Source organism: Candidatus Vondammii sp. HM_W22 (assembly GCF_022530855.2).
Classification (GTDB): Bacteria; Pseudomonadota; Gammaproteobacteria; order Chromatiales; family Chromatiaceae; genus Vondammii.
Map to the genome: position 1 here is coordinate 305199 of NZ_CP099567.1, position 25505 is coordinate 330703.

30 protein-coding genes, 1 tRNA gene and 4 pseudogenes are annotated in these 25505 nt (G+C 53.2%); 14 read left to right on the forward strand and 21 right to left on the reverse strand.

The window, feature by feature from the left end; genetic code table 11:
- Window positions 1-212: 212 nt before the first annotated feature.
- From MN084_RS01615 to MN084_RS19100, 5 genes are all read right to left on the reverse strand, one after another.
- Window positions 213-701, reverse strand: coding sequence for a hypothetical protein (locus MN084_RS01615; RefSeq protein WP_241085116.1), 489 nt, complete (start codon window positions 699-701; stop codon window positions 213-215).
- 57 nt (window positions 702-758) lie between these two features.
- Window positions 759-1514, reverse strand: a complete 756-nt coding sequence (locus MN084_RS01620; RefSeq protein ID WP_241085115.1) for a hypothetical protein — start codon at window positions 1512-1514, stop codon at window positions 759-761.
- A 67-nt stretch (window positions 1515-1581) separates the two neighbouring features.
- Window positions 1582-1794, reverse strand: a complete 213-nt coding sequence (locus MN084_RS01625; protein ID WP_241085114.1) for a putative phage tail protein — start codon at window positions 1792-1794, stop codon at window positions 1582-1584.
- An 80-nt stretch (window positions 1795-1874) separates the two neighbouring features.
- Window positions 1875-2135 carry a baseplate J/gp47 family protein gene (locus MN084_RS01630; protein ID WP_241085113.1) on the reverse strand — a complete coding sequence of 87 codons (261 nt, stop codon included), beginning with the start codon at window positions 2133-2135 and terminating at the stop codon, window positions 1875-1877.
- A 7-nt stretch (window positions 2136-2142) separates the two neighbouring features.
- Window positions 2143-2259 (reverse strand): baseplate J/gp47 family protein, encoded by a 117-nt coding sequence (locus MN084_RS19100; protein WP_445083875.1) that lies wholly within the window; start codon window positions 2257-2259, stop codon window positions 2143-2145.
- 53 nt (window positions 2260-2312) lie between these two features.
- Between MN084_RS19100 and MN084_RS01635 the strand changes: the two genes are divergently transcribed.
- A complete protein-coding gene (locus tag MN084_RS01635) occupies window positions 2313-2483 on the forward strand; it encodes a hypothetical protein (RefSeq protein ID WP_330178282.1) in 171 nt (56 codons plus the stop codon).
- A 358-nt stretch (window positions 2484-2841) separates the two neighbouring features.
- On the opposite strand, the gene MN084_RS01640 is transcribed toward MN084_RS01635, so the two are convergent.
- From MN084_RS01640 to MN084_RS01675, 9 genes are all read right to left on the reverse strand, one after another.
- Complete coding sequence (locus MN084_RS01640; RefSeq protein WP_241085111.1) at window positions 2842-3033, reverse strand: phage GP46 family protein; 192 nt, start codon at window positions 3031-3033, stop codon at window positions 2842-2844.
- A gap of 69 nt (window positions 3034-3102) precedes the next feature.
- Window positions 3103-3294 (reverse strand): phage baseplate assembly protein, encoded by a 192-nt coding sequence (locus MN084_RS01645; protein ID WP_241085110.1) that lies wholly within the window; start codon window positions 3292-3294, stop codon window positions 3103-3105.
- Window positions 3295-3839: 545 nt separating this feature from the next.
- Window positions 3840-4019: a hypothetical protein gene (locus tag MN084_RS01650; RefSeq protein ID WP_241085109.1), complete on the reverse strand. Its 180-nt coding sequence runs from the start codon at window positions 4017-4019 to the stop codon at window positions 3840-3842.
- The gene (locus MN084_RS01655) at window positions 4019-4198 is read right to left on the reverse strand and encodes a hypothetical protein (RefSeq protein ID WP_241085108.1); all 180 of its coding nucleotides are present in this window, start codon (window positions 4196-4198) and stop codon (window positions 4019-4021) included. The genes MN084_RS01650 and MN084_RS01655 overlap by 1 nt, the downstream gene beginning before the upstream one ends.
- A gap of 238 nt (window positions 4199-4436) precedes the next feature.
- Complete coding sequence (locus tag MN084_RS01660) at window positions 4437-4571, reverse strand: hypothetical protein (RefSeq protein WP_277400056.1); 135 nt, start codon at window positions 4569-4571, stop codon at window positions 4437-4439.
- Window positions 4572-4718: 147 nt separating this feature from the next.
- Window positions 4719-4877, reverse strand: coding sequence for a hypothetical protein (locus MN084_RS01665; protein WP_241085107.1), 159 nt, complete (start codon window positions 4875-4877; stop codon window positions 4719-4721).
- Window positions 4820-5005, reverse strand: coding sequence for a hypothetical protein (locus tag MN084_RS19105; RefSeq protein WP_445083934.1), 186 nt, complete (start codon window positions 5003-5005; stop codon window positions 4820-4822). The genes MN084_RS01665 and MN084_RS19105 overlap by 58 nt, the downstream gene beginning before the upstream one ends.
- Before the next feature lie 323 nt (window positions 5006-5328).
- Complete coding sequence (locus MN084_RS01670; protein WP_241085106.1) at window positions 5329-5829, reverse strand: DNA-binding protein; 501 nt, start codon at window positions 5827-5829, stop codon at window positions 5329-5331.
- Between the two features lie 259 nt (window positions 5830-6088).
- Window positions 6089-6259, reverse strand: coding sequence for a hypothetical protein (locus tag MN084_RS01675; protein ID WP_241085105.1), 171 nt, complete (start codon window positions 6257-6259; stop codon window positions 6089-6091).
- 796 nt (window positions 6260-7055) lie between these two features.
- Between MN084_RS01675 and MN084_RS01680 the strand changes: the two are divergent.
- Window positions 7056-8374: pseudogene (locus tag MN084_RS01680) on the forward strand (IS5 family transposase).
- A 114-nt stretch (window positions 8375-8488) separates the two neighbouring features.
- Here MN084_RS01680 and MN084_RS01685 read toward each other — a convergent pair.
- Window positions 8489-8774: pseudogene (locus MN084_RS01685) on the reverse strand (transposase); the annotation flags it as partial.
- A 144-nt stretch (window positions 8775-8918) separates the two neighbouring features.
- On the opposite strand from MN084_RS01685, the gene MN084_RS01690 reads away from it, so the two are divergent.
- The 5 genes and pseudogenes from MN084_RS01690 (at window position 8919) to MN084_RS01715 (ending at window position 12038) form a co-directional block, all read left to right on the forward strand.
- Window positions 8919-10022 carry a prephenate dehydrogenase/arogenate dehydrogenase family protein gene (locus tag MN084_RS01690; protein ID WP_241085103.1) on the forward strand — a complete coding sequence of 368 codons (1104 nt, stop codon included), beginning with the start codon at window positions 8919-8921 and terminating at the stop codon, window positions 10020-10022.
- A 377-nt stretch (window positions 10023-10399) separates the two neighbouring features.
- Window positions 10400-10573, forward strand: coding sequence for a hypothetical protein (locus MN084_RS01695; protein WP_241085102.1), 174 nt, complete (start codon window positions 10400-10402; stop codon window positions 10571-10573).
- Between the two features lie 129 nt (window positions 10574-10702).
- Window positions 10703-10912: a hypothetical protein gene (locus MN084_RS01700; RefSeq protein WP_241085101.1), complete on the forward strand. Its 210-nt coding sequence runs from the start codon at window positions 10703-10705 to the stop codon at window positions 10910-10912.
- Window positions 10913-11204: 292 nt separating this feature from the next.
- A pseudogene (locus MN084_RS19110) lies at window positions 11205-11926 on the forward strand (ISL3 family transposase).
- A complete protein-coding gene (locus MN084_RS01715) occupies window positions 11847-12038 on the forward strand; it encodes a transposase (RefSeq protein WP_241085098.1) in 192 nt (63 codons plus the stop codon). Before MN084_RS19110 ends, MN084_RS01715 begins: the two are co-directional and overlap by 80 nt.
- Before the next feature lie 72 nt (window positions 12039-12110).
- Here the strand turns inward: MN084_RS01715 and MN084_RS01720 are convergent, their stop codons facing one another.
- The 6 genes from MN084_RS01720 to hemA all read right to left on the reverse strand — a co-directional run bounded on the left by MN084_RS01720 (window position 12111) and on the right by hemA (window position 17478).
- Complete coding sequence (locus tag MN084_RS01720; protein WP_241085097.1) at window positions 12111-12716, reverse strand: class I SAM-dependent methyltransferase; 606 nt, start codon at window positions 12714-12716, stop codon at window positions 12111-12113.
- A gap of 7 nt (window positions 12717-12723) precedes the next feature.
- A complete protein-coding gene (locus MN084_RS01725) occupies window positions 12724-13470 on the reverse strand; it encodes a HesA/MoeB/ThiF family protein (RefSeq protein ID WP_241085096.1) in 747 nt (248 codons plus the stop codon).
- Window positions 13471-13541: 71 nt separating this feature from the next.
- Window positions 13542-13952 carry a hypothetical protein gene (locus MN084_RS01730; protein WP_241085095.1) on the reverse strand — a complete coding sequence of 137 codons (411 nt, stop codon included), beginning with the start codon at window positions 13950-13952 and terminating at the stop codon, window positions 13542-13544.
- 252 nt (window positions 13953-14204) lie between these two features.
- The gene (prmC, locus tag MN084_RS01735) at window positions 14205-15095 is read right to left on the reverse strand and encodes a peptide chain release factor N(5)-glutamine methyltransferase (RefSeq protein WP_241085094.1); all 891 of its coding nucleotides are present in this window, start codon (window positions 15093-15095) and stop codon (window positions 14205-14207) included.
- Window positions 15096-15139: 44 nt separating this feature from the next.
- Entirely contained in the window at window positions 15140-16216 is a 1077-nt protein-coding gene (prfA, locus tag MN084_RS01740) for a peptide chain release factor 1 (RefSeq protein WP_241085093.1), read from the reverse strand.
- Window positions 16213-17478: a glutamyl-tRNA reductase gene (hemA, locus tag MN084_RS01745; protein ID WP_241085092.1), complete on the reverse strand. Its 1266-nt coding sequence runs from the start codon at window positions 17476-17478 to the stop codon at window positions 16213-16215. Before hemA ends, prfA begins: the two co-directional genes overlap by 4 nt.
- A 318-nt stretch (window positions 17479-17796) precedes the next feature.
- On the opposite strand from hemA, the gene MN084_RS01750 reads away from it, so the two are divergent.
- From MN084_RS01750 to MN084_RS01780, 7 genes and pseudogenes are all read left to right on the forward strand, one after another.
- Complete coding sequence (locus MN084_RS01750) at window positions 17797-19557, forward strand: tetratricopeptide repeat protein (RefSeq protein ID WP_330178284.1); 1761 nt, start codon at window positions 17797-17799, stop codon at window positions 19555-19557.
- Window positions 19554-20423, forward strand: coding sequence for a 4-(cytidine 5'-diphospho)-2-C-methyl-D-erythritol kinase (gene ispE / locus MN084_RS01755; protein WP_320416333.1), 870 nt, complete (start codon window positions 19554-19556; stop codon window positions 20421-20423). The genes MN084_RS01750 and ispE overlap by 4 nt, the downstream gene beginning before the upstream one ends.
- Before the next feature lie 5 nt (window positions 20424-20428).
- A tRNA-Gln gene (locus tag MN084_RS01760) sits at window positions 20429-20503 on the forward strand.
- 93 nt (window positions 20504-20596) lie between these two features.
- Window positions 20597-21550 (forward strand): ribose-phosphate diphosphokinase, encoded by a 954-nt coding sequence (locus MN084_RS01765; protein WP_320416332.1) that lies wholly within the window; start codon window positions 20597-20599, stop codon window positions 21548-21550.
- A gap of 90 nt (window positions 21551-21640) precedes the next feature.
- Window positions 21641-22297 (forward strand): 50S ribosomal protein L25/general stress protein Ctc, encoded by a 657-nt coding sequence (locus MN084_RS01770; protein ID WP_241085090.1) that lies wholly within the window; start codon window positions 21641-21643, stop codon window positions 22295-22297.
- A 164-nt stretch (window positions 22298-22461) separates the two neighbouring features.
- Window positions 22462-23040: an aminoacyl-tRNA hydrolase gene (gene pth / locus MN084_RS01775; RefSeq protein ID WP_241085089.1), complete on the forward strand. Its 579-nt coding sequence runs from the start codon at window positions 22462-22464 to the stop codon at window positions 23038-23040.
- Between the two features lie 1249 nt (window positions 23041-24289).
- A pseudogene (locus tag MN084_RS01780) lies at window positions 24290-25499 on the forward strand (IS256 family transposase).
- The last annotated feature ends 6 nt before the right edge of the window (window positions 25500-25505 follow it).

The window sequence follows — 25505 nt, forward strand, 5'->3', positions numbered from 1 at the left end:
TCGGTAAAACGTCCTTACCCTCCAGCTGAATTAGAAGGAACCTCCACCCCAAGGCCCCAGTGAAGAAACTTTATAATCGTATTCTTACTCCAATTGTCAGATAATTCTGATTCCTTGGTGTTTATTAAACCGCTATTGTTCTACTTGGGTTATGTGCCGCGAGGATGCCCGCATCCAGCGCCCCTTCCGATTCCTTCAGAAGGGGCTCCTTTCTAATCTGGCGAGACCATCTCCGGCAGTTCGGCGATCAACTCCTCGGCAGTCGGCACAGTCCGGTTGTCGGCCTGTACATCGGTTTGCACCTGGAACGCATACGCCCAACACTCATCCATCCACTGTCCATATGCAACCGCCTCCGACTGCCACGCGTTGGGATATCCTGAGCGAGCGACGCAGGTCCAGCGGTTGTCCCAGCGTCGTCCCTGGGCGATGGTATCCATGTAGGATTCGATTGCGCGTTCCATTGCCGCGATGATTTCAGCCTCGGTGGGAGGAATCACAGGCTCTTCTGGCAGCGCTTCGATAGGCGGCTCGATACCCAGATCAGTGATCTTATGACGCGAGCCATCGGGTAACCAGTAGATGGTACCCCGATGATCTGGCACGAGAGTCCATACGCCATTAATGTAGATATCCACCTCGCGCTCAGCCGCCCCAATAGGGGCATCAGCCGCAGCGTGAGCGTGAGCGGGAGGGCGCATAGACCGTCTGTCCAGCCAGTTTGGTCTCCAGCGGGTCGAGTGAGGCGGTAACCGGCCCTAGGTACTCGCCGGTTTTGGTGATAGATAGGTGCCGACATAATGCGCTTCTAGTATTTGATGCAGTACATGATTGCGACGTTGCGGGGCCGGGTTTCGGCGCCGTCCCGTAGCAGCGGTTAGTTTATCATTATTATCACTGGTCGCCTGCAGAGTGTTCTGTATAGTGTTGGAACCGGCTTGGATCGTATTTACACTAGTACGCTGATAAATGGCGTGATCATGACTTATCAACTGATCGGACTGCAACGACCCCAGCGCCCGCCCGCCATCAAGTCCGCGCCCATGATCCCAGCCCCGTAGAAACTCGCTGCGCAGGTCCGGTGTCCGGAATGTCGTGGCACCATCCCCATTGCTGAACATGCCGCATTCGCCTGCCTGCCAGGCGGCCTCGGTTACGATCAGCCCCTCAGCCGCCGCATGGTTGTAGAGATTCGCGTAAGTTGTGCGGGACAGCTCTACGCCGGCGGTCTCGATATACCCCATTGGAGCCGAGGCGTAATAGCCGGATATCACCGTGCCGGTTGGTACGCTGGGCGACTGCCCCGCTGCAATAGCCATCGCGATTACCGTCCCAAGCTGGGTAAGGTCCCCGCTATCCGCCTCGCCGCCCAGGGCAGTGATGGCGTTGACGATCTCCCGCATGGGGTGCTCGATGGCTGCTGCGGGCGGAATACTGCCCTCTGTGCCGGTGTTGGGGTTGCCGTCGATGTATGGAGCGTCGGCGGCGCCTCCAACGGGTGGTATATAGTCCATGGTCTAGGCTCCTTCGTAGGACACAAACAGGGATGTGTGAGCCGGTTTCACCCGGCGCAGCACGCATTCAAGGTCTTCTGCGCGGTTGATCTTCAAGAGGGGATCTGTTTCCACCCGTGGCGGTCAGACGTTGCACCAGCACGGCCCGGCGCTCTTGGAGTGTCAGGGTGCTGCCGGTGCAGGTGTCCGGCAGGTTGGCGAACGCCTCCCACTCGGCCAGTAATTCATAGGTGGCACGCGGATTGGCCTCGTTAAGTAGCGACTCGGCGCGGTCATTCACACGGGCGAACTCCTCGGCCAGAGCGGTCCACAGGCGGCCGGGCGGTAGCAATGCTGCTGCCGTAAGTATTGCAGCGCCTGCTAGGTGATGTTGCCAAGGGAGCCGATCTCACCGGCAGAAAACACCACATCAGCCAACGGAGTAGCCAGGACGTGATCAAACTCACCATCGGCCGGCGCCTCGGTGGGGGCGCTGATCGTCAGATCAGCTGCCACCGGGCGTAGCGCATCGATGTAATCCTGCACTGCCTGTACCTCCGCCGCATCGGGGATAAAACTGGCATCGTCATCGCGCACGAAAAACACCCCAACGGTGCCAATTCCCAGCCACTGTGGAAACACACACGGGTCATGTCCTCCACCTCCAGCGCCATGCCTCATAGTCGGCGGCGTTGCCGCCGTGGGGAGGGCCCTGTACACGGGCATGCAAGCGTGCATGCAGGGCCGCCGGTCTCTTCGTCAGCACTGCCGGTCAGGCCACCCTCCGCCATGTAGCGTCGCTCTGCACCCCTGAGGCAGGTGATGCCAGTGACAGTGCCACCGGTTAGTCGCCTCGGCATCCGTGGTGTACTCGATGCCATCAACACGCTGCAGGGTGGTCCCGGCCAGAAGGGTGCCGGTGAACGTTGCATTGCCTGTGGCCGACACCCCACCAAGCCAACCGCCTCTCCAGAATCTCCGCCTCGGTAGTGTCAGGAATGATCTGCCGACTTTGCCGGTCCAGGTGTCCACGCAGGTTGTGTGCCGTTCCTGCCAGACTACGGCTCAGCGCGCCCAGCACGGCCCGGCGCAAGCGCGAGTCGGGGCCTAGCAGCCGACTCTCGATATCCTGTTGGATGCGCTCGATCAGTGCCGGCAATGTGGGACGGTTAAATGCCATTTATACGGCCTCCAGTGGGTAGTTGAAAACGTCTTGAAAGCGGCTGCCGTCGGCCAAGGTGATGGCCACCTACAGACCTAGTATGCCGGTTCTGACCTACTCGGCAGTTTGTTTCTCGGGGCTCAGCAGCCACAGGCGCGAACCAATCAGGTCGCGGTCAATATCGAGCTAGGCATCAGCCCACCAACCACGCCGGTCCAGGGCGCTCGATGGCAGCAGGTCATCATTCGCTGCCCGCCGATCGGTGAACAGCGACACCAGCACCGCACTGTGCAAACCGTCATTGGCGGCCAGATCGACGTCCAGGGTGGTCAGGTCGAGGGTCAGCTCGGTGCCGTTATAGATAATCGCGAGGTCCATTATTGCGGTGCCCCGTGGTGCCACCCGAGTCGCCCGGATGGGTATGTTACGCAGGCAGGGACCGCAAGTTCACAAGATACTCTCCATCTCGTCGGCGGTAGGCTCAGGCGGCACCAGGTCGAACGCCTCTTTCGGCATTAGCCGCAGCTCGGAGCGCCATCCCTCGCCATCCAGCAAAAACTGAACGGAGACAATCAGCCTGTCGGCATCAACGCCCAGCCATGAATCTATCACCGGCACCAGCGTGTTTGGCAGCCACAATCCATCCCGATGGGTACAACACGGATACTGTGTGCACCACGCTCTGGCTACGCCTGGCAGCGGTGTTGCGTTGCTACTCGGCGGTATTCACTGCGCATTCGGAGAGGATTACCGTGTGGCGGTAACGCTTGGTATTCACCATCAACTGATCTTGGGTCGCACCGCGCCCGTGTGCAGATGTCTTTGCAGTATTCGGGTCCCATTAGGCCCCGGTCTGGTGCCCCAGCACGGCGTAATCGCTGAACCGCTCGCGTACCGAGAACTCACCGGAAGCAGGTGGCCGCCAACCCACCCGATCACGCCCCGGTTCGCCTTGCTGCGATTGGCCACCATGCCACCTAGGGCGATGTCGTACCAGAAGCGTCAGGCACCATAATCAATTCCCATATACTCTCCGCTGTTGCTGCTCCCGGCGGTCGGGGCAGTGGGGCGTGCCATCGATCATGCAGGGGTTCCCCGCATCTGGCTGCGCTCCTGTTGCGCGGTCAGTGCTGCGGCCTCGAAGCGCTCGATACGCTCTCCGGCACGGTTTGCATCATCCATGACTACCTCGCCAACCGTTTTGCCAATGCGGCCATCAGGCCGGGCGTGGGCTGTTGCCCGGCAGATACCTGCTTGTCTTTCGAGCGGCTGGTGACGTTGACGCCCAGCGCCGGACCACCCAGCAAGGTGCCGACCAGCGGCGCGGTCTTGGTGATGGCATCGCTTATATCAGACCAGCCCATTAGACAGCCCCCTTTTTACTGAGATGGAGCTGCCACGCCTCTTCGAGGGTGCACAGCCGGGGGACGTAGGCGATGCGGGGTTTGCCGATCAGCCGGAGTTCCTTGATAGCGGTCAGCTGTTCCATACGCGCCGGCCTGGGCAGGGCCATAGAGGATGGTGTACGGAGACGTGTATCCACCGGGCCGAGCGCATCGCGCAGCGGCTACAATACCCTGCAGAGGCGTCGCAAGTTGAAATAGACCACACCGCCCTGTCTGACAGACATGTCGATGCCGTGGCGGACGGCGGTCTGCGAGCGAGTGAACTCGTCCAGGTAGAAGTTATCGGATAGCTGTGTGCGGCTCATGCCGTCATGCTAGACAGATACCAGGGGGGAACGGGTTCCGGGGTGAGCTGGAAGGCCCAGCTTCATCAGGCTATTCACTGGCGACCTTAAATCCAAACAATTGTCCCTGGGCGGCGTCTTTCAGCTCGCCCTCGACCCGCCTGCGCAGCTTGCGGATGCCGTGCTCGGTGTAGCCGTAGCGGCGCGACAGGATGGCATTGGACATTCCGCAGCAGCCTCGCTGACGATATCGATCTCCTCGCCCCGGTAGTGTTCCACCAGCGCGGTCAGTGCTGGCAGGTCGATCAGCGGCGAAAGCCAGTGGTCCGCTGCGGCTTGGGTGGGCACACACTGACGATGCCGCCGCGCTCCGCTACGATGGCCAGGGTGGCCGACAGGCCCACCTCGTTTTGAAGCTTCGCCCCTGGCAGACGGGCGTCTTGCGGCCTTCATCGGCGTTGTGGCGGGCGATCTCTACCTCCATGACCTCAATAAACTCCTTAATGGCCAGTGGGTTGTCCGTGGTGCCCATTTGCCGAACTTGGGATGCTTGTCGATCGTCTGACGCAGATCCCTAAAGGCGCGTCCAATGGGCTTTGATTGGTCGTGCGCCGGGATGGTAAAGCGCACATCAACACCCAGCGATGGCAGCTGGCTGATGGGATCACCCGCCTTGAGCTTGAAGCGGAAGCGGTTGCGCGCGCCACCGGTGTTTTTTTACAGGCGGCGGCCATCGTGTTGTCTATATAAGCAATGCGCATTATCCCGTAGCCTTTGATCAGGTCCCCGAAGGCTTGGCGGAACATGTCGCCATTCTCCGATACGTTGGGCCGGTAGGCGACCAGCATGTCATTCCTGCCAGACCTACACCCGCGGCCGCGCCAGCTCTCCAGTCGGCCACACAATAGCGGTAAACTCCAAGCCATCGCCGTTGACTGCCTCGATTGCGTGGAACACCGAGCGGTCACGCCGTTGGGCGGGCATCAATCGGTCCAGGGCCTCCGGCCCTTCGCGCAGCAGTGCCAGCTCCTCGCGCTCCGGCTTTCCGTGGTAGATGTCCCGCAACCGGTGCCAGGACCAGCGTGCCCTTCGGCGGCGGTCTTAAGCGCGGCATCCTGGCTGTATCCGACGGCTAGGTACCGCTCAAAGTTCAGGAACAGTGTCAGCTTCTTCCCGGCCGTGGCCTTCGCCCGGTCGGTCTTGTGGTCGTACACCTCGGCCAGCTGGTCGGCATCGTAGATGAACGGCTCGCGGATCGCCGGGGACTTGTACATCGTGGCAGAGGCGGTGACGCTCTCGTGCTTCAGCAGGGATGCCTGGGCCTCGGAGGGCAGTTCGGTCAGTGCATGCTCCCATCCTCTCTCCTTGCGGTACTTGCGCCGTTCCAGTTTGCCCCGGTCATCGGCTTTGTTGATGCCGCGTTCTGTTCCAGGCAAGCCTGGCAGGCCGACCAGCTCGCCGGGGGTAAACCACCCCTTGGTCATTCTGTGTCCTCCTCGAACAGCCCCAACTCCGGCGCCAGCGCCTTGCCAACGTTCTCCCGGTGCCTGGCAATCCGCTCGTCGTCTGACTCAGCGCGGTCATCGTCTCCTTGGCTGGCCCCTCCTCCGGTGGAACCGGGCCAGCAGGTTTACCGCATTATTGAACCCCGTCTGCAGCTGCAGCGCATCATCATCCGAAACCGATCTTCCGCTTTGGGGATGTCTACCAACGGCTTGTGGGCACTGGTGGCGATGTACTGGGTCACATAGGTATAGCCGCAGGCTTGCTCAAACGGGCGCCTGCATGCGGCCGTTCTCCATCCATTTGTACCGTGCTCGGCTGCCCCATCAGGTGCATCGATAGGTTGCGCCGCTCCCGGGCGAACTCCAGATACATCTCCATCGCATGCCGCAGCAAGGTGGGCCGTTTCAATTTACACTACGCCATTGGAACCTTCCTCTGAAACTCAGTCCAAAACCCGTTCGGGATTGCCCTGGCAACCGCTCTTTTCCAGAAGTGTCGCTTCGGCAAGTTTTACACCTTATTCCTGCTTCCAGAGTAAACAGGGTGCAGCCATACTGTTTTAGTTCAGAGTAGCATTCGCCAAACGTACCAAAAAAACCTGCGGGGATATTCTTGAGTGCCCCTTTGGCCGGTGCTGGACCAAAAGATCCGATGTTGGTCAGATGGACCTCCCTGGCGCGAAGGCCTCTGCGCTGTGTAATATCATAAGGACGTTGAATTCTGCTTTCAGATTGTCCAGCACGATAATAAAATCATGGGCGCCAGGATAGGAGTAGCAAGCAGGTTTCTGCGGCACTGCTTTTCATAACGTTGCAGCGCGAGATTTCTGGGTTTTCTCAATGGCATGGGGAGGGCCTGATAGTTATGTCACACTCGAAGCCTGCCGGACTTAGGATGAGTCTATTGCGGAAAAGCTATTCTTGGCCAGATTTCCCGAGCAATTTCGTGAAATTATGAATAGCTATTCGCTGCAGCCAAGTGAAAAAAACGGCTGAAAGTGGCTTTACCCTTACTGTGATTAGCTAAGTACCACAGGCTCTTGGCATAAAGGTTAGGCGCGGTTGGTTGCTGGTATACTAGATAGTCGACCCTGAAATACTCATAATGCAATGATTTATATAAAATAAGCGTCTAAATTTGATAAAATAAACGTCCGGGAAAGGGGTAAAAGCAGAGAAAAACTGGACGAAACAGAGGTGGATAATTGAGCAAACCCAAGACAGCCAATCCCAACCAGCAAAGTTTCCTGCACCAGAACTTACTGGATCAGCTGAACCCCAAGCATCCACTTTTGCTACTGGCCAGACAGATAGACGGGTCATATTTTGATGCTGAATTTGCCCGGCTTTATTCTCATCTTGGAAAGCCCTCAAAACCCATCCGCCTAATGGTGGGCCTCTCGATACTCAAGCATCTGGAAGACCTCAGTGACGAGGTTCTGATTCAACGCTGGATACAAAATCCCTACTACCAGAGTTTTACGGGTGAGATCGAATTCCAATGGCAACTTCCTTGTGACCCCTCCGACCTGACTTACTTCAGAAAGCGTATTGGCAACGAAGGTTTTGAAAAGGTCCTGGCTGCCTCTATCGCCTTACATCAAGAAAAGGCGATCGAAGATGAAATGTGTATCGACACTACCGTACAAGAGAAAAATATTACCTTTCCAACTGATGCAAAGCAGTACCGAAAGATACACGGGCAGTTACTCAAGATGGCCCGAGCAGAAGGTATCGTGCTCAGTCGAAGCCATGAGAAGGAAGTAAAAATTCTCAAGCTCCCCACCCGATTTGCCACACATCCGAGGAATCGTAAAAAGGCACGTAAGGCCGTCAAGCGATTAAAGACCATCAGCGGCCGATTACTGCGTGAAATACAGCGTAAGATGACCGGAGAACAACAGAAATTCTATGCAGAAAAGTTCGCCCTGTGCCAGCGCATACTGAATCAGAAGCGTGCTGATAAAAACAAGTTGTACAGCCTACATGAACCTCATGTTTACTGTATGAGCAAAGGCAAGGCCCAGCAGCGTTATGAGTTTGGCACCAAGGCATTAATCACCACCACAAGGGACGCGGGCGTTGTGATTGGTGCCCTGGCTTTTGAGAAGAATGTATTTGATGGTCACACAGTACCTGAGGTCTTGGCACAGGTGAAACGTCTCATCAATCGAGTACCCAAAGTGAGTATTGCTGATCGAGGTTATCGGGGCAAATCAAAGGTTAATGACACCCAGATAGTAACGCCAAAGCCTGCTAGGAAGAATACCTCAGAAGAAGCCATGGCATTAGCCAGAAAACGTTTCAGAAGACGAGCTGGCATTGAGCCTGTGGTCACTTAAAGAGTGACCATAGGCTAAAAAGGAATTTTCTTAAAGGCTTTGCCGGGGATCAGATTAACTTGCTTATGGCGGCGGCTGCCTTCAACTTCAGAAAATGGATGAGGGAGGTTATTTTTGTGCTGAAAAATATCATGTCCATACTGTTGTTCCTGTTTGCAAAACAGAAACAACAGTATTATTAAGTGCCTGGAATGAATATTTCAGGGTCGACTAGATAGTATCGTCATAAGATTTTAGCCCAAAACATCATGCATCTAAGGATGGTCTGAAAAACTTCAATTTTTCAGACCGTCCTTAATCCATTCAAAGTCCGGCTCATCAATTATCTGGGACAATAAATCTTCCCATATGCCTTTATCTTGCCAACGACAAAAACGCCGATGGGTATTCTTCCAATCACCATAATTAGGTGGTAAGTCGCGCCACGGCGCGCCTGTGCGTAGAATCCAAAATACCGCATTGAGAAATAAACGGTTATCTTCATCTATGCCACCGTGCATCCTTTTTTGCCCTAAGGTACGGTGATAGTAGTTCTCATGTGTTGTCGTTTATGTCGTGTCTTTTGTGTGCTGGTGTTGTCATTGTGTTATTGGTTTTTAGTTGTTAACTTGAATATTATACAACTCATTTAAACTCATGACGACACTATCTAGCCAGCATCAGCCTTTTGTATATGATGTGGGTCAGGAATGAACAGTTGTATTTGTCGATAGGTATTATATAAAGATGCAGGATCTTGAAAGCCTGAGAAAAGAGCTGTCCGGACTAGATGTAGAGTTGCTGGAGATGGTGGCTCGCCGCCAGGAGATTGTGGCCGAGATCGGGCGGGTAAAATCTTCCGCCGGGCGAGGTACCAGAGACTATACCAGAGAAAAAGTGGTCCTTGATCTGGCCCGGAAAACGGCACGGCGCTTGGAAATGGATGAAGATCTGGGTGAGGCGATATTTCGCCTGCTTATCCGGGCCTCTCTCGCGACCCAGGAGCAGGATAAAGTGGTCTCATTTGGCACTGGCAATGGTAAGCGTGCTTTGGTGATCGGCGGTGCCGGGCAGATGGGGCAATGGTTTGTCCGTTTTTTGACGACCCAAGGATATAAGGTGGAGATCTGCGACCCGACAGCTGGACAGGATGGATACAAGTACTATTCTGGTCTGTCATCGGCAGATCTTGACCAGGAGTTGATTGTGGTTGCTGCGCCCATTACCGGGACAGTGGAGATTTTGCAGGAGTTGGCAAAACGCAAGCCTAGCGGGGTGATTTTCGATATAAGCTCACTCAAGGGCCCGCTCAAGGCAGCGCTGGATGATTTGAAGCACGCGGGATGTAAGGTGACCTCGATTCATCCCATGTTTGGTCCAGATACTGAGTTGTTATCAGGTCGCAATGTTATTTTTGTGGATCTGGGGGTGCCTGAGGCAACGGTGGTGGCAAAATCATTGTTTGCCTCGACCATGGTGGATCAAGTCGAGATGTCTCTCGATGGCCATGACCGGGCAATGGCCTACGTTCTTGGTTTATCCCACGCGGTCACTATTGCATTTTTCAATGCGCTGGCCCAGAGTGGCGAAGACGCCTCGGCACTGGCGAAACTCTCAAGCAGCACATTTGATGCACAGTTTGATATCGCCAGTCGTGTGACCGAAGAGAACCCCTACCTCTACTTTGAGATACAGTCATTCAATGCCTTCAGTCCGCGTGCTTTGGTCGCGTTGCTCAATGCAGTGACCCAGGTTGCAGGGCGGGTACTTGATGGCGATGAGAAAGGTTTTGTTGAGCTGATGGAGCAGGGAAAGCAATTTCTTGCTGGGCGACCTGGGGATCGCCCCTGAACATACATGCTTATAGGGGGACGTTGTAGTGAAATTGAAAAACACTTGACTGATACAGGTTGTTGCCGATCTGCTCAATACTATGGCGGAGCCAAAGGGCTTATCTACTATTAACCCAGCGGCCAAATACACTTACTAGGCAGCGTACTTTATGTGTGTCGCATTGGAGTAACTTTTCACTCGTTCAAGCCTCTTTTGCAAGGTTCGCATACAGGATCGTGTTCTCTTTCTATGACAGCCTAAATAATGATTATATTTATATATAAAACATAAGCTTAACATAAAAATGGCAATTCCAATCTTGCTGGTGAACCGCTCAGATCTACTGCTTAATCAGGGAGGGGAGCTAGATGACCGAACTAGAGTAAGCCTTACTCGTGGCATTGAAGAAGCAGGACGAAGAGCAGAACAGCGTACACGAGCGCATCGAGCAGCAGAAGCAGATCAACCAGTTAACGCAATCGCTCGAACGATTGACCGCGTTATCGAGTTCGGTCAGCGAACAATTAAAGAGTTTACAGCTTACCTTAAAGATACTCTCCAAGCCGTAAAACAGGAAAAAACGCAAGTCGGTAAGCGCGAAAGGCAACACATGCGCCCCTAAACATTTGATATCGTGGCGCTCAAACCTTTCACTCACTACAAGGATGCATCCATGCTCGCTCCCTGTTACCTCTCCATTGCAAGGCAAGACTGCCGCTGGCGCTTTCACCGCTGATTCTGCTGGCAATGGCTATGCCGAAGGCCATGAGAATGAAATACCTTTCTCCGGTGTAGATTCAATCAGTGCCTTTAGGAATTTGATCAGCACTTTCGCATTCATGGCTGGCTCATACAGCATGAAGCTGTGCTTCACCCTGATTCGTAATGGCCGAAATCATATTCAGTGACACTCGTTTGATCGGGAGCCGCTGTACTGGCGCTTGTCCTTGCGGAGCATGACAGGGACGCATGCTGCGTGGTGTTTTTTATAATGAACATTCAATGGTTCTTCCCCTAATTGAGTGGGCGGATTAACCTACTCTCCTATTATAGAGGTGAGGATCTATACGCCCAAATCCTTTGGCAGGTTAGCAGTGTAGAGTTGGCTCTGTCAGAGAGGTAACGGTACACGTTGAGCAGGTGCCAAGCAGTGTTATTCAACCTGTGGAGCAGATCTTACCGGGCTCTGGATTTACTGCAATGTTTGAGGTACTGGTGATCGACTGGTTGAAAGAGGAGTCCATCTCGGCAGTCTCCCGATTGATGGGGCTGAGTTGGAATGCCATTGATGGAATTATGCAGCGAGCGGTTAAGCGAGGGCTGGCACGTAGAAAAGAGATCAGCTCAACACGTATAGGTGTTGATGAGACGGCCTTCAAGAAACGCCATGATTATGTAACAGTCTTATCAGACCAGGATGCAGGTACAGTGTTGCACGTGGGCAGTGACCGCAAAAAGGCCAATGCTCAAAGCACATGGTACGAAAGTCTGACAAAGGAGAAGCGATAGAGCGTGTCTCTATGGATATGTGGCCAGCCTTTATCAATGCCACACTGAAAAGCTTGCCTTCGATAAATCCTATGCCGCCAAGCACCTCGGTGAGGCGGTGGACAAGGTACGCCGCCAAGAGCACAAAGCGCTGGTGGCTGAAGGCTATGAGGGCCTTAAAGGCCGCTAGTTATGATAGGCTCTACAACCCGGAGAACATGACGCGCAGACCGAAATTACGGTTCAAGGTGCTACGTGACAGCACGCTGGAGACTGCCCGTGCCTGTGGGGTCAAAGAGTTTGCCATGTCACTCTCAAGACATAGGCAAGGAAAGGCTGTGAGCGGTGGTTGTCATGGGCAGTGTGCAGTGGCCGGGAACAATCAAGGATCATCTGTGGGGAATATTGAACGCTGTTGTTTTGGAAGTAAGTAATGGTCTGTCAGAAGGTCTCAACAGCCGAATCAAGATGACCAAGGTGCATAGCAGAGGTTTCCGCAACAGAAGCGGTTTGCCAATGCAACCTACTTCCACCTTGGAGGGCTGAATCTTTATCCTGAGGGAGTGGCTGGGTGATATTTACCCTCTCAATTAGGTAAAAGACGTAAAATTATAGTGGTTATTTGGGCAATTGTGCTACGGCAACGGTATACGTCCGGCCTTGCTTGAGCTTTTTATAGTTACCGAAAACCTCCTGAAAGGCCCTCTGGATGAATTTTCTCAGGCCTGAGATGGTGACGACGTAGATGTGTCCGCCAGGGTTTAGTCGCTCAAGGGCATCGTAAAAGTAGAGGTAGTAGAGCTCTTTTCCCGTTTTTGCAGGAAGATTAGAGACGATTAGGTCAAATTGGCGGTCCTCTACTTGTGAGAAGCCATTACTGAGAATCACTTCAGCATTTTTGATGTTATTCAGCTCAGCATTTTTTCGGGAGTAGTCCACGGCGACAAAGTCCTTGTCGATCAGCAAACTGTTCCCCTTGGGGGCAAGCCGAGCCATGGTAAGACCGAGTGGTCCATAGCCGCAACCGAGATCAAGTGTATCGTCGTCCTCGTTTATCTGCAGGTAGTCCAGCAGCAGCAGGCTGCCATGGTCGAGATTTTTCGGCGAGAAAAGTCCCCAGGTTGTGTGGTAGGTGAGGTGCTGGTCCCGTGTAGTTTCACTAAAAACTATATCCTGGCGCAGTTTTCTCAGGTAGTTGCGGGTGGTCTGGTCGAGTGTTGCCATCTGTGGTTTATTCTCTGCCGCTACAGGTTGGGCAAGCGTGGTCTGCTTTGAGTTTCAATGTGCGCCACTGCATATCCAGTGCATCCAGTAGTAGTAGCCGTCCTATCAGGGGTGCCCCAACGCCGGCCAGTACCTTTATAGCTTCAGTGGCCTGTAAGCTGCCAATGATGCCAACGAGCGGGGCCAGTACGCCATTTTCCGAGCAGGTTTCATCCATGTCGCGACCATCTCCGTAAAGGCAGCGGTAACATGGGTCTCCCGGCTGGCCGGTAAAGACGGAAACCTGTCCCTCAAGGCGGATAGCAGCACCGGATACCAACGGGGTTCGGGTTGTGACGCAGGCATCGTTCACCATGAAACGGGTGGTGAAATTATCGGTACCGTCGATCACCAGACTAGCACTCCTTACATGGGCCAGCAGCTCAGTTTCATTGAGGAGTTTGCTGATGGTCTCGATCCGGCAGTCTGGGTTGATGGCGAGCAGTGTGCTTTGTGCTGACTCCACCTTGAGCTTGCCGATACTCTCTGTGGAGTGAATGATCTGGCGCTGCAGATTGCTGAGATCCACTTTATCAAAATCGGCCAGTATCAGATGGCCAACGCCCGCGGCCGCCAGATACATAGCTGCAAGCGAGCCAAGTCCCCCGAGGCCGATGATCAACACTCTGGACGTCAGTAGTTTTTCCTGCCCCTCGATGCCGATAGAGGGAAGCATAATTTGGCGACTGTACCGCAGGAGCTGCTCATCATTCATTGAAACAGGTACGCAAGATGGCTAAAATTGACTAATCCTAGCACCCTATTCCTGACTATTCGAAGCTTATTTTAGAGATATTTCCGCCAGTATTCAGGGCGGTGATCACGGCAGCGGTGGTCCATCTGCTGATAGCGGTTGACGAAAATCTTTCGGGTGCATCCGTTGTCGCCACGCTGGCAACCGCAGTTCGCGCGCTGGGTCTCTTCTGTGTAGTAGTAAAGCGCTCGCCGCAGTTTAAAGATCAGCTTGCTGTTGAGGTGGAACCCGGTTTCGATGAGGGCGCTTTCTATCTGTTCCAGGGATACCTGCATCAGGTTGTAGCGTATGCTGAGTAGGGTTGGCTCCTCTCTTTCCGCAGTCAGTATCCCTTCGATCCCGGTGAGCAGGAGTACTGCTGTTTTTGCCTGATCAGGATTCGGGTGCATCTCTGCGAAGACAATCTCCCGCTGCTTTATGATTTCCGATTGTGCTATATCCATATCGGTAAAGCCTAATCGTTATGCGGGATTTTTCAAGTTTTAGGGCAAAAATTAGTGAGCCGCCGATTCATGAATTGATCAGAGACACCTTAGCTGCTCTTCTCTCAGAAATGTCGTTTTCACCACGAAGCGTATAGTATGTTCTCAAGAGGGGTGTGGTGATACCCACTTGCAAATTTGTGTGGCGTTATTGATAACATGCTGTGCGCTTTGTGGTGAATTATGAGTTCCTGGGTGGACGCAAATGAGTGGTTAATACACTGTCTCTGCAAGCGGTTTCCAACAAGGCACACAGCCCTCGGTTACCCTGTCTCTGCCTGCCAGATCCTGCCGCGTGGAAATTGCCTGATACCCGGTGGATGCCATTAGCTCACGCACTGATGGGCCTTGATCCCATCCATGTTCCAGCAGCAAACGCCCTCCAGGCTTCAGGTGTTGTCGCGCTTGTGTGATGATTTTGTGTATGTCATCCAATCCATCTAATCCCGATGTGAGAGCACAATCCGGTTCCCAAGGGAGGCCGTTCTTCTCAAGATGAGGATCGCCTTCTGCCACATAGGGTGGGTTGCTCAGAATCAGATCAAAATCTATATCCCGGGGGAGTGCCTGACACCAACTGCCAAGGCGTGAGTCAATGCTGCCAAGCTGGAGCCGTTGGAAGTTTTTTTGGGCGACAGCCAGTGATTTTTCGGAGAGGTCGCTTGCCAATACATCGGTTAGCGGTCGCTCACTGGCAATCGCAGCTGCTATCGCACCGCTGCCGGTGCCAAGGTCGGTTACTTGGGCAGGGGTGTTTTTGGGAATGAGTTCCAGAGCCCGCTCAACCAGTATTTCAGTTTCCGGGCGGGGGATCAGGGTGGCTGGAGTCACTTCAAACTCAAGAGACCAGAACTCTCTCCATCCCGTGATATAGGCCAGAGGTTTCCCTTTGAGGCGCTCTGCTATCAGGCTATTAAAGTGTGTTTGTTGCTCGGGAGTAAGTGCCTTCTCCGGCCAGGCGAACAGATGAGTGCGTGAGACGTCCAGGAGATGGGCCAGGAGTACTTCTGCATCCATTCTCGGTTCTGCATCCGGTAACCGGCTGAGTCGATCTGCCGCTTGGTGCAATGCCTGATTGATCGTGTAAGGTTGTTTGGTTTGCATTACGCCATACTTGAGCGGTTTTTTGGAACCTCAGAAGGGGTGCTTCAAGCCTCGTTGTCAGCCAACAGTTCAGCCTGGTGCTCACGGGCCAGTGGGTCGATTACCTGATCCAGTACACCGGTCATGATCTCATCCAACTTATAGAGCGTGAGGCTGATGCGGTGGTCAGTCACTCTGTTTTGTGGATAGTTGTAGGTACGTATGCGTTCGGAGCGGTCACCGCTCCCTACCTGGAGCTTGCGTGCCGCAGCTTGCTTATTGGTCTGCTTCTTCTGCAGGCCTGACAGCAGTCTGGCTTGTAACAGGGACATGGCGCGGGCCTTGTTTTTGTGTTGTGATCGTTCGTCCTGGCACTCTACCACTATGCCCGAGGGGAGGTGGGTAATACGGACTGCGGAATCTGTTTTGTTGACATGCTGGCCGCCTGCCCCAGAGGCGCGGTAGGTGTCGATACGCAGGTCGTTGCTATTGATTCGCACCTCATCAATCGCCTCTGCCTCGGCGAGGATGGCAACGGTGCAGGCTGAGGTGTGAATGCGGCCTTGTGATTCGGTTTCCGGGACCCGCTGGACACGATGAGTGCCTGATTCAAACTTCAGGCGTGAATATACGTTACGACCGCTGATTCGGGTGATAGCCTCTTTATAACCGCCTTGCTCACCCAGGCTTTCACTGATAGTTTCCGATAGCCACCCCTGCTGCTCAGCATATCGCAAATACATGCGCAAAAGATCGCCGGCAAACAGCGCCGCCTCTGCACCGCCGGTTCCGGCGCGCACTTCAAGGAAGATATTGCGTTCGTCGTTAGGGTCGGCTGGAATCAGCAGCAACTGTAATTCCGGCTCCAGTATTGCTTTCCGGGCCTGGGATTCAGCCAGCTCCTCTTTTGCCAGTTCGACCATCTCAGGGTCATCCAGCATTTCATGAATGCTGTCGATCTCCCCCTCAAGATCCCGGTACCGGTTGTAACAGGAGACGACCGGCTCCAGTTTGGCGTACTCCTGGCTCAGGTTGCGGAAGCGATTCTGCTCGCTTTGTACGTCAGGATCGGCCAGTAGTGCGGTGATCTCCTCGAATCGCTCGGTGATCTGTTCCAGCTTGCTTTGGATGGACGGCTTCATTTACTGCGGTTATCTTTAATCTGAAATAAGGTGTTCGCTGCGTTCAGCAGCTCTGTGTGACCCTCGAAACCGGCCTGGCGGATCTGTGTGCTTGGCGTGTGCAGCAGCTTATTGGTTAAGGTATGGGCTAGAAAGTTCAGGGACTCTTCAGCTGATTTGCCGTTGGCCAGGTGTCTCAGGGCGTGCCCCAGTACCTCATCCCGGGTTTTTTCGGCCTGCCCGCGATAGTTCTGGATCATGCCAACAGCGTCCAGAGAGCGCAGCCATCCCATGAACTCTTCAGTATGCAGGTCGATAATTTCCTGGGCCTGTTTAGCGGCTTCCTGACGTGAGCGAAGGTTTTCCTCAATAATCTCCTGCAGGTCATCGACGGTATACAGGTAGACATCGCTCAGCTCGGCTATTTCGGCTTCAATATCACGTGGGACCGCGATATCCACCATAAACATGGGTTGATGCCTGCGCTTTTTCAGGGCGCTCTCCACGGTGCCTTTACCCAGCACAGGCAGGGGGCTGGCTGTGGAGGAGATGACGATATCCGCCTCAGCCAGATGTGATGGTATCTCAGTCAGTGCAATGGCATAGCCGTTGAACTGGTTGGCTAGATTATGGGCACGCTCCAGCGTGCGATTGGCCACGATAATCTGTTTGATTCCGTTCTGATTCAGGTGGCGTGCCGCCAGTTCGATGGTCTCACCGGCGCCAATCAGCAGAGCGGTCTGCTCCGAGAGATCGCCGAAAATCTGTCGCGCCAGGCTGGCGGCGGCAAAGGCGACGGAGACCGGGCTGTGGCCTATGGCGGTATCTGTGCGCACCTGTTTGGCAACGGAAAAGGTGTGTTGGAACAGCCTTCCCAGCAGTTTGCCGGTAGTGGCTGCCTCATTTGCTGTATGAAAACCTTGTTTTACCTGCCCGAGAATTTGCGGTTCACCAAGAACCATTGAATCCAGGCCGCTGGCAACCCTCAGGAGGTGGTGGACACATTTTCGCCCTTCGTGGCCATAAAGATGGGGGATGATGGTCTCCAGCTCGAGGCCATGAAATTTGCTCAGCCAGAGGCTGATATCTTCCTGGCCAATTCCCTGAGTGTCGCAGTATATCTCCATCCTGTTGCAGGTGGAGATGATCGCTGACTCCATGATCCCCGGGCACTCGGAGAGGCTGCGTAGCGCGCCCACAATAATATCCGGGCCAAAAGTAACCCTCTCCCGGATGCCTAGGGGGGCGGTTTTGTGATTGAGGCCGAGTGTTAGCAATGACATAAGAGCTTTATTGGCTTAAATGAGTAAGCGTCTTCGTGAATAATAGCTGGTAAAAGTGGGGGGGCAGTTTGATTTTTCTTTTGTTATCAACCTTGCAGTATATGCTATAGACTGAAAGCAATCAGAAAAATCTGCTCGAAATATCGTTTTATTCACTCTCCTTCGCGCTGCCGGGAACCGAAATTTTGAATTATCAATGGGCTGAATTCAAGCCGAATGTAGAATAGAGCGACAAGAATAGCGTATAAGAGAACTTGATTCAGGTGAAATTGGCCCATTTTATAAGCTGGCCCGTCTGACCGGGCCTAGTAGGTATGGATGCAGTTATCGACTCAAAGATTGATATTGGTATTGCTTGCTGCGCTGGTTGCAGGCTGTAGCAGTGCACCTGAAAAGCAAGATCCTCTTACTACTGGCGAACCCCAGGGCACAGGTGCCGTTGGTGCAGCTGATACGATAGCGATGCCGTTTCAGGCGCCAGTTCAGCCAGCCAAAGGTCTGACCCCTGATATGGTATTCAATGTGCTGGCGGGTGAAGTTGCCATGCAGCGGGGAGAGATGACCAGGGCTTACGGGCATCAGATGGCAGTGGCGGCGCTGGCAGGTGACGCTAAGGCTGCAGAGCGGGCTGCCCGGATCGCACTGCATATTAAAGAGACTGTGTGGGCGGTAAACGCGGTTAACAAGTGGGTGCAACTGACCCCTAACGATCTTGCTGCCAGACAGCTTGCTGTGGTGCTCTATCTGAAAGCCAATAGGCGGGAGGCGGCGTTTGAGCAGCTTAAGGCCATTGTCGAGATTAGCGAAAGTAAAAAAGAGAACGGTTTTCTCCATGCTATGGCGACCGCTAGCCGTGACCTGAAACCGGATGTAGCAATTGGCCTGATGCGGCGCCTTGCCGAGGCCTATACCGACGACCCCCGGGGCTGGCATGCCCTTTCGCTGACTGCGCTGAACCATAAGCTGTATGCCGTTGCTGAGAATGAGACAATGGTGTTACTGAAACGCCATCCACAGTGGCTCAAGAGCTATCTGGTGCTGAGTCGAGTGTATGTTGCCCAAGGCAGAAAAGCCGAGGCGAGAGAGTTGCTGGCCGGTGCAGTGGATAAAAATCCGGATGAGCCGATGCTGGTTGCCGCCTATGCCTGGATGTTGGTCGACAGCAAACAGATGCAGCAGGCTTATGACTGTTTTCTGAAATTGCAAACACTTGACCCCGAAGATGAAAGCGCCAGTTACCGGCTCGGGATACTGGCACTAGAGCTGGACAGGAAAGAGGCGGCGGAAAAGCACTTCAAGCAGCTCTATACGTTACGGAAACGCGCCGATATCGCCGCCTATTACCTGGGCCGGCTCAGAGAGGGTGGGTCCCAACCGAAGCAGGCCATCGAGTGGTATCGGAAGGTGAATAAGGGTAAATACCGCTACAAGGCCCAGGTCCGTACTGCCCGCCTGATGGCGGGCCAGGGGCAGCTCCAGGAGGCGCGTGAGCGGCTTCAGGGGCTGCGGATACGCACCCCCAAGCAGTCTGTGCAGCTGTTTCTGTTGGAAGCCACATTGCTGAGGGATTATGGTAATCCTGGGCAGGTGATGAGCCTCTATGACAAGGCGCTTGAAGGACATCCAGAGAACGTCGAGCTGTTGTATGCCCGGGGTTTGTTTGCCGTCAGTCAAAATCGTCTGGATATTATGGAGAGGGACCTAGGGAAAATAATTGCCAGTAACCCGAAGCATGCAGGCGCTCTCAACGCGTTTGGTTATACTCTTGCAGACCAGGCGGAGCGGGTACAGGAAGCATTGGGGTTGATTCAGCGCGCCCTTGAGATCAAGCACGATGAACCGGCTTTTCTGGATAGCATGGGGTGGGTTCAGTACCGGTTGGGTAATCACCAGGAGGCACTGCGTTATCTGCGACAGGCATTTGAGACATTGCCGGATTCGGAGATTGCAGCGCACTACGGAGAGGTGCTGTGGGTGACCGGGGACCACGAGCAGGCAGGTAAAGTCTGGCAGGGTGTTTTGGATCAGGATCCTGAGAGTAAGCACATACTTGAGGTGATGCAGCGCTTGGCGCCGTGAAGGTCGAAAACGTGCGCTTCTGGCCAGCGCCGGCAAAGCTGAACCTGATGCTGAGAATTATTGGTCAGCGCAGCGATGGCTATCATCTGCTCCAGACCGTTTTTCAGTTTCTAGATATTGGTGACTGGCTTGATTTTCAGCCGAGAGACGATGCCTTGATAAGGCGCGTCTCGACAATCCCCGGTGTGCCTGAGTCCGATGATTTGGTGGTGAAAGCCGCCAAAGTTTTGCAGCAGGCAACCGCTACCTCTGCCGGAGTTGATATCCATCTGGAGAAACAACTGCCCATGGGTGGCGGTCTGGGTGGCGGAAGCTCCGATGCGGCAACCACCCTGGTTGCCCTTAACCTGATTTGGAATACCCAGCTCAGTCGGTCTGAATTAGCCCGATTAGGATTGGCCCTGGGAGCCGATGTGCCTGTTTTTATCCTTGGGAAAGCGGCTTGGGCGGAAGGGGTCGGCGAGGAATTGATTGCACTGGAGCTGCTTGAACCCTGGTATCTTGTGCTCATCCCTCCTTGCCATGTCTCCACCGCAGCAGTTTTTTCTGATCAGGAATTGACACGGAACTCTCCGCGGATGACAATAGCCGACTATTTTGCCGGCAGTGCATTGAATGACTGTCTGCCCGTGGTGAGTCGACGTTATCCTGACGTGGCCCTAGCCCTTGAGTGGCTTGGGCAGTTTGCGGTGCCAAAGTTGACCGGCACGGGCGTTTGTGTTTTTGCAGCTTTTGATGACGAGTCAAAAGCGCGCAGATTGCTCGGTGAATTACCGGTAGGATTACAGGGCTTTGTTGCTCGTGGTCTCAACCGCTCGCCACTCATTGCCAGAGCGCATGAAGAGCATATGTGGTCCAGTGGATGATTTATTGGGGCGTCGCCAAGCGGCTAGGCACCGGGTTTTGATCCCGGCATACGCAGGTTCGAATCCTGCCGCCCCAGCCAACTTTAAGAGGTCGCAGGGGCGGTCTGTCGGGACGGTGGTAAGCCGTCCGGGCTATTTTCAGCTTTATCGTTCTCGCTACAGAGGGTTGCACAGTGTCTGCCAGCGGTATGATGGTGTTTTCGGGAAATGCCAATCCTGAGCTTGTTGCTGAGATCATCGGGCGTTTGAGCCTGCCTCTGGGCAAAGCCACGGTCGGTTGCTTCAGCGATGGTGAAGTGATGGCCGAGATTCAAGAGAGTTTGCGTGGACGGGATGTCTATATCGTGCAGTCCACATCCCAGCCTACCAATGACAACCTGATGGAGTTGTTGGTGCTGATTGATGCATTGCGATGGGCATCGGCGGGGAAGATCACTGCAGTCATGCCCTACTTTGGATATGCCCGGCAAGATCGCCGGCCCCGCTCCGCAAGAGTGCCGATCACAGCCAGATTGGTAGCCAAGCAGCTGGCTGCAGCCGGTGCTGACAGGGTTATTACGGTGGATCTTCATGCGGATCAGATTCAGGGCTTTTTTGATATACCGGTAGATAATATCTACGCGCTGCCCATTTTGCTAGGTGATGTCTGGCGGCAGAAGTATCCTAGTCTGATGGTGGTATCACCTGATGTGGGAGGCGTGGTCCGGGCTCGTGCCTTGGCCAAGCAGCTGGATGACGCCGACTTGGCGATTATCGATAAGCGGCGCCCCAAGGCCAATGAGTCTCAGGTGATGAATATTATTGGTGATGTCCAGGGGCGCACCTGTGTATTGATCGATGATCTGGTTGACACTGCCGGGACGCTTTGTAAGGCGGCCAGGGCATTGAAAGAGAAGGGGGCCGAACGGGTGGTTGCTTACTGTACCCATCCTGTGCTCTCTGGTTCGGCAATCAGCAACATTTCTGCTTCAGAGTTGGATGAATTAGTGGTTTCAAATACTATTCCGCTGCACTCTGAAGCCCAGGTTTGTAGCAAGATCCGGCAGATCAGTATTGCCGAGCTGCTGGCAGAAACGATGCGTCGGGTTGCCAATGATGAGTCAGTTAGCTCGCTGTTTATGGACTGACTTGCCGGCATTAAAAAATTTAACTTTTCACCGCAGTTCTGGTCGCGGAGCTGCGGTGATTTTTTACTAACAGATGATTTGGAGAAAATCATGAGCGAACTTTTTGAAATTGATGCGGAGCCGCGCAGTGACACAGGGAAGGGTGCGAGCCGCCGCCTGCGTCACACTGGCCAGGTACCTGGCATTGTCTACGGCGCCCGTAAAGATCCGGTAATGATTGCCCTTTCCCACAATGAGCTGAGTCAGCATTTGGAGCACGAGGCTTTCTATTCCCATATTCTGAGTCTGAAGATAGGTGGTAAGAAACAGCAAGTGATTCTGAAAGACTTGCAGCGCCACCCTGGTAAACCCTTCCTTATGCACGTGGATTTCTTGCGTGTAAGTGCCAAGGAGAGGCTTAAGACTCTAGTTCCGTTGCACTTTGTTGGCGAAGAAGGTTGTCCTGGTATCAAAATGGGCGGTGCTTCTTCCCATCTCGTTACCTATGTCGAAGTGAGCTGTCTGCCTAAGGATCTGCCTGAGTTTATTGAGGTCGAAATGTCCTCAATGGAGATTGGCGATGCAGTCATGATGTCCGAACTGGTGTTGCCTGAAGGTATTGAATTACCTGCCATGGCTCAGGGCGATGAGGCTGATATGCCTGTTGCTTCCGTCCATGCTGCCCATGTTGTCGATGAGGGCGAGGCTGAAGAAGGCCAAGGTGAAGCTGAGGGTGGAGAAGAGGCTGCAGATACTGAGGAAGAGTAAGAGTAGCCGATTCAGCCGGCTTTGGGATCGATGGCAGTTCAGACTTCGATTCCGAAGCTCGGCTTCCCTGTCTGTAAGTTGTCAATTCGTCCATACTCTCTCGCAATATACTGCACGGTATTTCTTACTTAAATATAGTTATCCTACTCTGGTGTCTGGACAAGATGTCATCTATTCGTCTTATCGTCGGCTTGGGCAATCCGGGCGGCCAGTATGAAGGGACCCGTCACAATGCGGGATTTTGGTTTGTCGATCTGCTGGCTCGTCGGCATGGCGGTGTATTTAAAAGTGAGTCGAAATTTCATGGCCAGAACTGCCGTATAAACGTCGCTGGCCGGGAGTGCTGGCTATTGAAGCCAACTACTTTTATGAATCGTAGTGGTCAGTCTGTTTCTAGTCTGGCCAACTATTTCAAAATTTCCCTGGAACAGATTCTTGTAGCTTATGACGAGCTTGATCTGCCGCCTGGCGTGCTGCGCCTGAAACCGGATGGCGGGCATGCGGGTCATAATGGCCTGCGGGATATTATGAGTGCCATGGGTGGGCGTGATTTCTGGCGTTTGCGTATCGGTATTGATCATCCTGGTAATGCAAAGCAGGTAGTTGATCATGTCCTGGGTTGTCCTTCACGCCAGGATGCTGATGCTATCGAGGATGCTCTGGATGAGGGTGAGCGGGCGCTGGAGTGTATTCTGGATGGCGAATTTCAGCGGGTGATGAATCGGTTGCACTCAGCGGGTTGACTTTATTGGCAGTAAACTTTTTAAAAGTCTACACCCTCTCGCAAGGCAGCCAAGTGCGTAAAGGAACGCTTTATGGCTTTACTGAGCAGTTACACTAAATAGTTGGCGGCTTTATCCAAGAATCAATTATAAGCCGCCATAAATTATGTACAATCACATGATTAATATTAATTAATAAGCTATATTATGATAAAATGGTTTGCAGAACAGAGTCTCCACCACCTCCATCATCAAAACCTTGCAAACATGAAACCACAAAAACCAGATAATAGTACTGATCTATTCCATCCATAACTTTCTCAGATCTTAAACCTCTCGCACCTACTGGTGCGGTTATCCGAGAAGATGAACTGGGAAAAACTTGAGGTTGGCATTGATGTTATTTACAACGAAGATGCCGGCCAGCCCCCGTTACTTACTCGCTCACTGGCGGGCCTACATTACCTCAAGTACACCTTTAATGAGAGCGTTGTGAAACGCTGGGTTAAAAAACTATATTGGCCGTACTCTGTATGGATCTCAATAGCTGCAACACAAACTCCCCTTACACCCCTCCAGACTGTTTCGTTGGCGCAACCGGGTCGGTAATAAATTTGACGCGCTGTTGAAACAAACCATCGAGCTAGCGCTGAATACTAAAGCAATGAGCTTGCGTGAGTTAGAGGACGTCAGTGTGGACACCACTGCTCAGTAGGAGGCCATCATCTTTCCAACATCTACCATAAAATGCGTGATCTATTGGTGTCTGCGGCACCAAATAACGCCAGAGGTATGTCAAGGTAGGAAAAACGCCTTGATCATGCAAGGACGATATTCTCATGCTCAGCAGATGAAACGTTCGGCGAGGCAGACTGGAAAACTTAAAACGTTTGGGCCAAGTGATGAGAGACATTGAGTGTAAGGCACAGTATAGAAGCGCTACGAGTTTGGCAATAAAGCCTCATTCGTGACCGGATCCAAAGGCAACTGGTTAGTTGGCGCATGGCGTTTGACGGGTAATCCTTATGATGGGCATACACCCTTGGTGGCCACTTGAACAAGCGGAGAGTTTGAGCAGCCGAAAACTCAAGAGTGCATATTGTGCATTAGGTCTACTCTGAGCCCGCGTAGGCGATGAAATTAACGTTAAGATCTGTGGCAGGCTCCCTAAGAGGGCGGCTTGATCAACCCGAAAATGGATAAAGAGGGTGTCCTGAATTCTGTGTAACTGCCTATCATTAAACCCAGACAAGGGTGAGGATAAGCACTATTGAACAAGAAAGAACTACAGGCGATCGCTCATGCGGCCGCTAAAAATATCAAGACGGAAGACGACCACAAAGACTTCCAGCAGATGCTAACCAAGATTACGACCGAAGCGGCACTGAACGCTGAGTTAGATGATCATCTTGGCTTTGAAAGGCACGAGCAGTCCGCAGCTGCCAATAACCGCAACGGCTATGCCAGTAAGACTAACCGAACGGAAGCTGGCCAGTTCGAGCTCGATACACCACGCGACAGAGCTGGGAGTTTCGAGCCCAAGCTCGTTAAAAAACACCAGCGTCGATTTACTTCCATGGACGACAGGATTATTTTCTTGTATGCCCAGGGCATGACAACATGAGAAATCGTCACGACCGTTAAAGAAATGTACGGTGCTGATGTCCCCGCCACCTTGATTTCCAAAGTGACTGACGCTGTTATTGAACAAGTGATTGAATGGCCATCTAGGCCACTGGATGCGGTCTATCCCATTATTTACCTGGATTGTATTGTCGTAAAAATCCGGCAAGACAAGAAAGTGATCAATAAGGCAATTTATCTGGCACTGGGCGTGAACATGGAGGGCCACAAGGAATTGTTGGGGCTCTGGCTGTCAGAGAATGAGGGTGCCAAGTTCTGGCTCAATGTACTCACAGAGCTCCAGAATCGCGGCGTGAAGGATATACTGATAGCCTGTATCGATGGCCTGAAGTGCTTTCCAGACGCAATCAATACAGCGTTTCCCGAGACTCAGGTCCAGCTCTGTATTGTTCACATGGTGCGCAACTCGATGAAGTATGTGCCCTGGAAAGACTACAAGGCAGTGGCGGCAGACCTGAAGAAAATATATAAGTTTGTCACCGAAGATGAAGTGCTACTGGAACTTGATAATTTCTCTAACCGATGGGACGACAAATATCCCCAGCTCAGCCGTTCGTGGCGTAGCCACTGGCACAATCTTAATACCCTGTTTGGCTACCCTGAGGACATCAGCAGGGCAATCTACACAACCAATGCCATCGAGTCAATGAACGGCGTGGTTCGCAAGGCAATTAAAAAAACGGAAGCTATTTCCGACCGACGACTCGTCAATGAAAGTGGTGTACCTGGCGGTGCAGCAAGCATCAAAAAAATGGACCATGCCGATTCGCAATTGGAAACCAGCACTGAATAGATTTATGATTGAGTTCGAAGAACGCTTGGCGGAGTACATTTAACCCGGG

Bases quoted from the DNA above. Each gene is read 5' to 3' on its own strand.
- MN084_RS01615 (WP_241085116.1), bottom strand. From the start codon at position 701: ATGCGCCCTCCCGCTCACGCTCACGCTGCGGCTGATGCCCCTATTGGG.
- MN084_RS01620 (WP_241085115.1), bottom strand. From the start codon at position 1,514: ATGGACTATATACCACCCGTTGGAGGCGCCGCCGACGCTCCATACATC.
- MN084_RS01640 (WP_241085111.1), bottom strand. From the start codon at position 3,033: ATGGACCTCGCGATTATCTATAACGGCACCGAGCTGACCCTCGACCTG.
- MN084_RS01650 (WP_241085109.1), bottom strand. From the start codon at position 4,019: ATGGGCTGGTCTGATATAAGCGATGCCATCACCAAGACCGCGCCGCTG.
- MN084_RS01660 (WP_277400056.1), bottom strand. From the start codon at position 4,571: ATGTCCAATGCCATCCTGTCGCGCCGCTACGGCTACACCGAGCACGGC.
- MN084_RS01665 (WP_241085107.1), bottom strand. From the start codon at position 4,877: ATGGGCACCACGGACAACCCACTGGCCATTAAGGAGTTTATTGAGGTC.
- MN084_RS01670 (WP_241085106.1), bottom strand. From the start codon at position 5,829: ATGACCAAGGGGTGGTTTACCCCCGGCGAGCTGGTCGGCCTGCCAGGC.
- MN084_RS01690 (WP_241085103.1), top strand. From the start codon at position 8,919: ATGCAGGATCTTGAAAGCCTGAGAAAAGAGCTGTCCGGACTAGATGTA.
- MN084_RS01715 (WP_241085098.1), top strand. From the start codon at position 11,847: ATGGGCAGTGTGCAGTGGCCGGGAACAATCAAGGATCATCTGTGGGGA.
- MN084_RS01720 (WP_241085097.1), bottom strand. From the start codon at position 12,716: ATGGCAACACTCGACCAGACCACCCGCAACTACCTGAGAAAACTGCGC.
- MN084_RS01725 (WP_241085096.1), bottom strand. From the start codon at position 13,470: ATGAATGATGAGCAGCTCCTGCGGTACAGTCGCCAAATTATGCTTCCC.
- MN084_RS01730 (WP_241085095.1), bottom strand. From the start codon at position 13,952: ATGGATATAGCACAATCGGAAATCATAAAGCAGCGGGAGATTGTCTTC.
- prmC (WP_241085094.1), bottom strand. From the start codon at position 15,095: ATGCAAACCAAACAACCTTACACGATCAATCAGGCATTGCACCAAGCG.
- prfA (WP_241085093.1), bottom strand. From the start codon at position 16,216: ATGAAGCCGTCCATCCAAAGCAAGCTGGAACAGATCACCGAGCGATTC.
- hemA (WP_241085092.1), bottom strand. From the start codon at position 17,478: ATGTCATTGCTAACACTCGGCCTCAATCACAAAACCGCCCCCCTAGGC.
- MN084_RS01750 (WP_330178284.1), top strand. From the start codon at position 17,797: ATGCAGTTATCGACTCAAAGATTGATATTGGTATTGCTTGCTGCGCTG.
- MN084_RS01770 (WP_241085090.1), top strand. From the start codon at position 21,641: ATGAGCGAACTTTTTGAAATTGATGCGGAGCCGCGCAGTGACACAGGG.
- pth (WP_241085089.1), top strand. From the start codon at position 22,462: ATGTCATCTATTCGTCTTATCGTCGGCTTGGGCAATCCGGGCGGCCAG.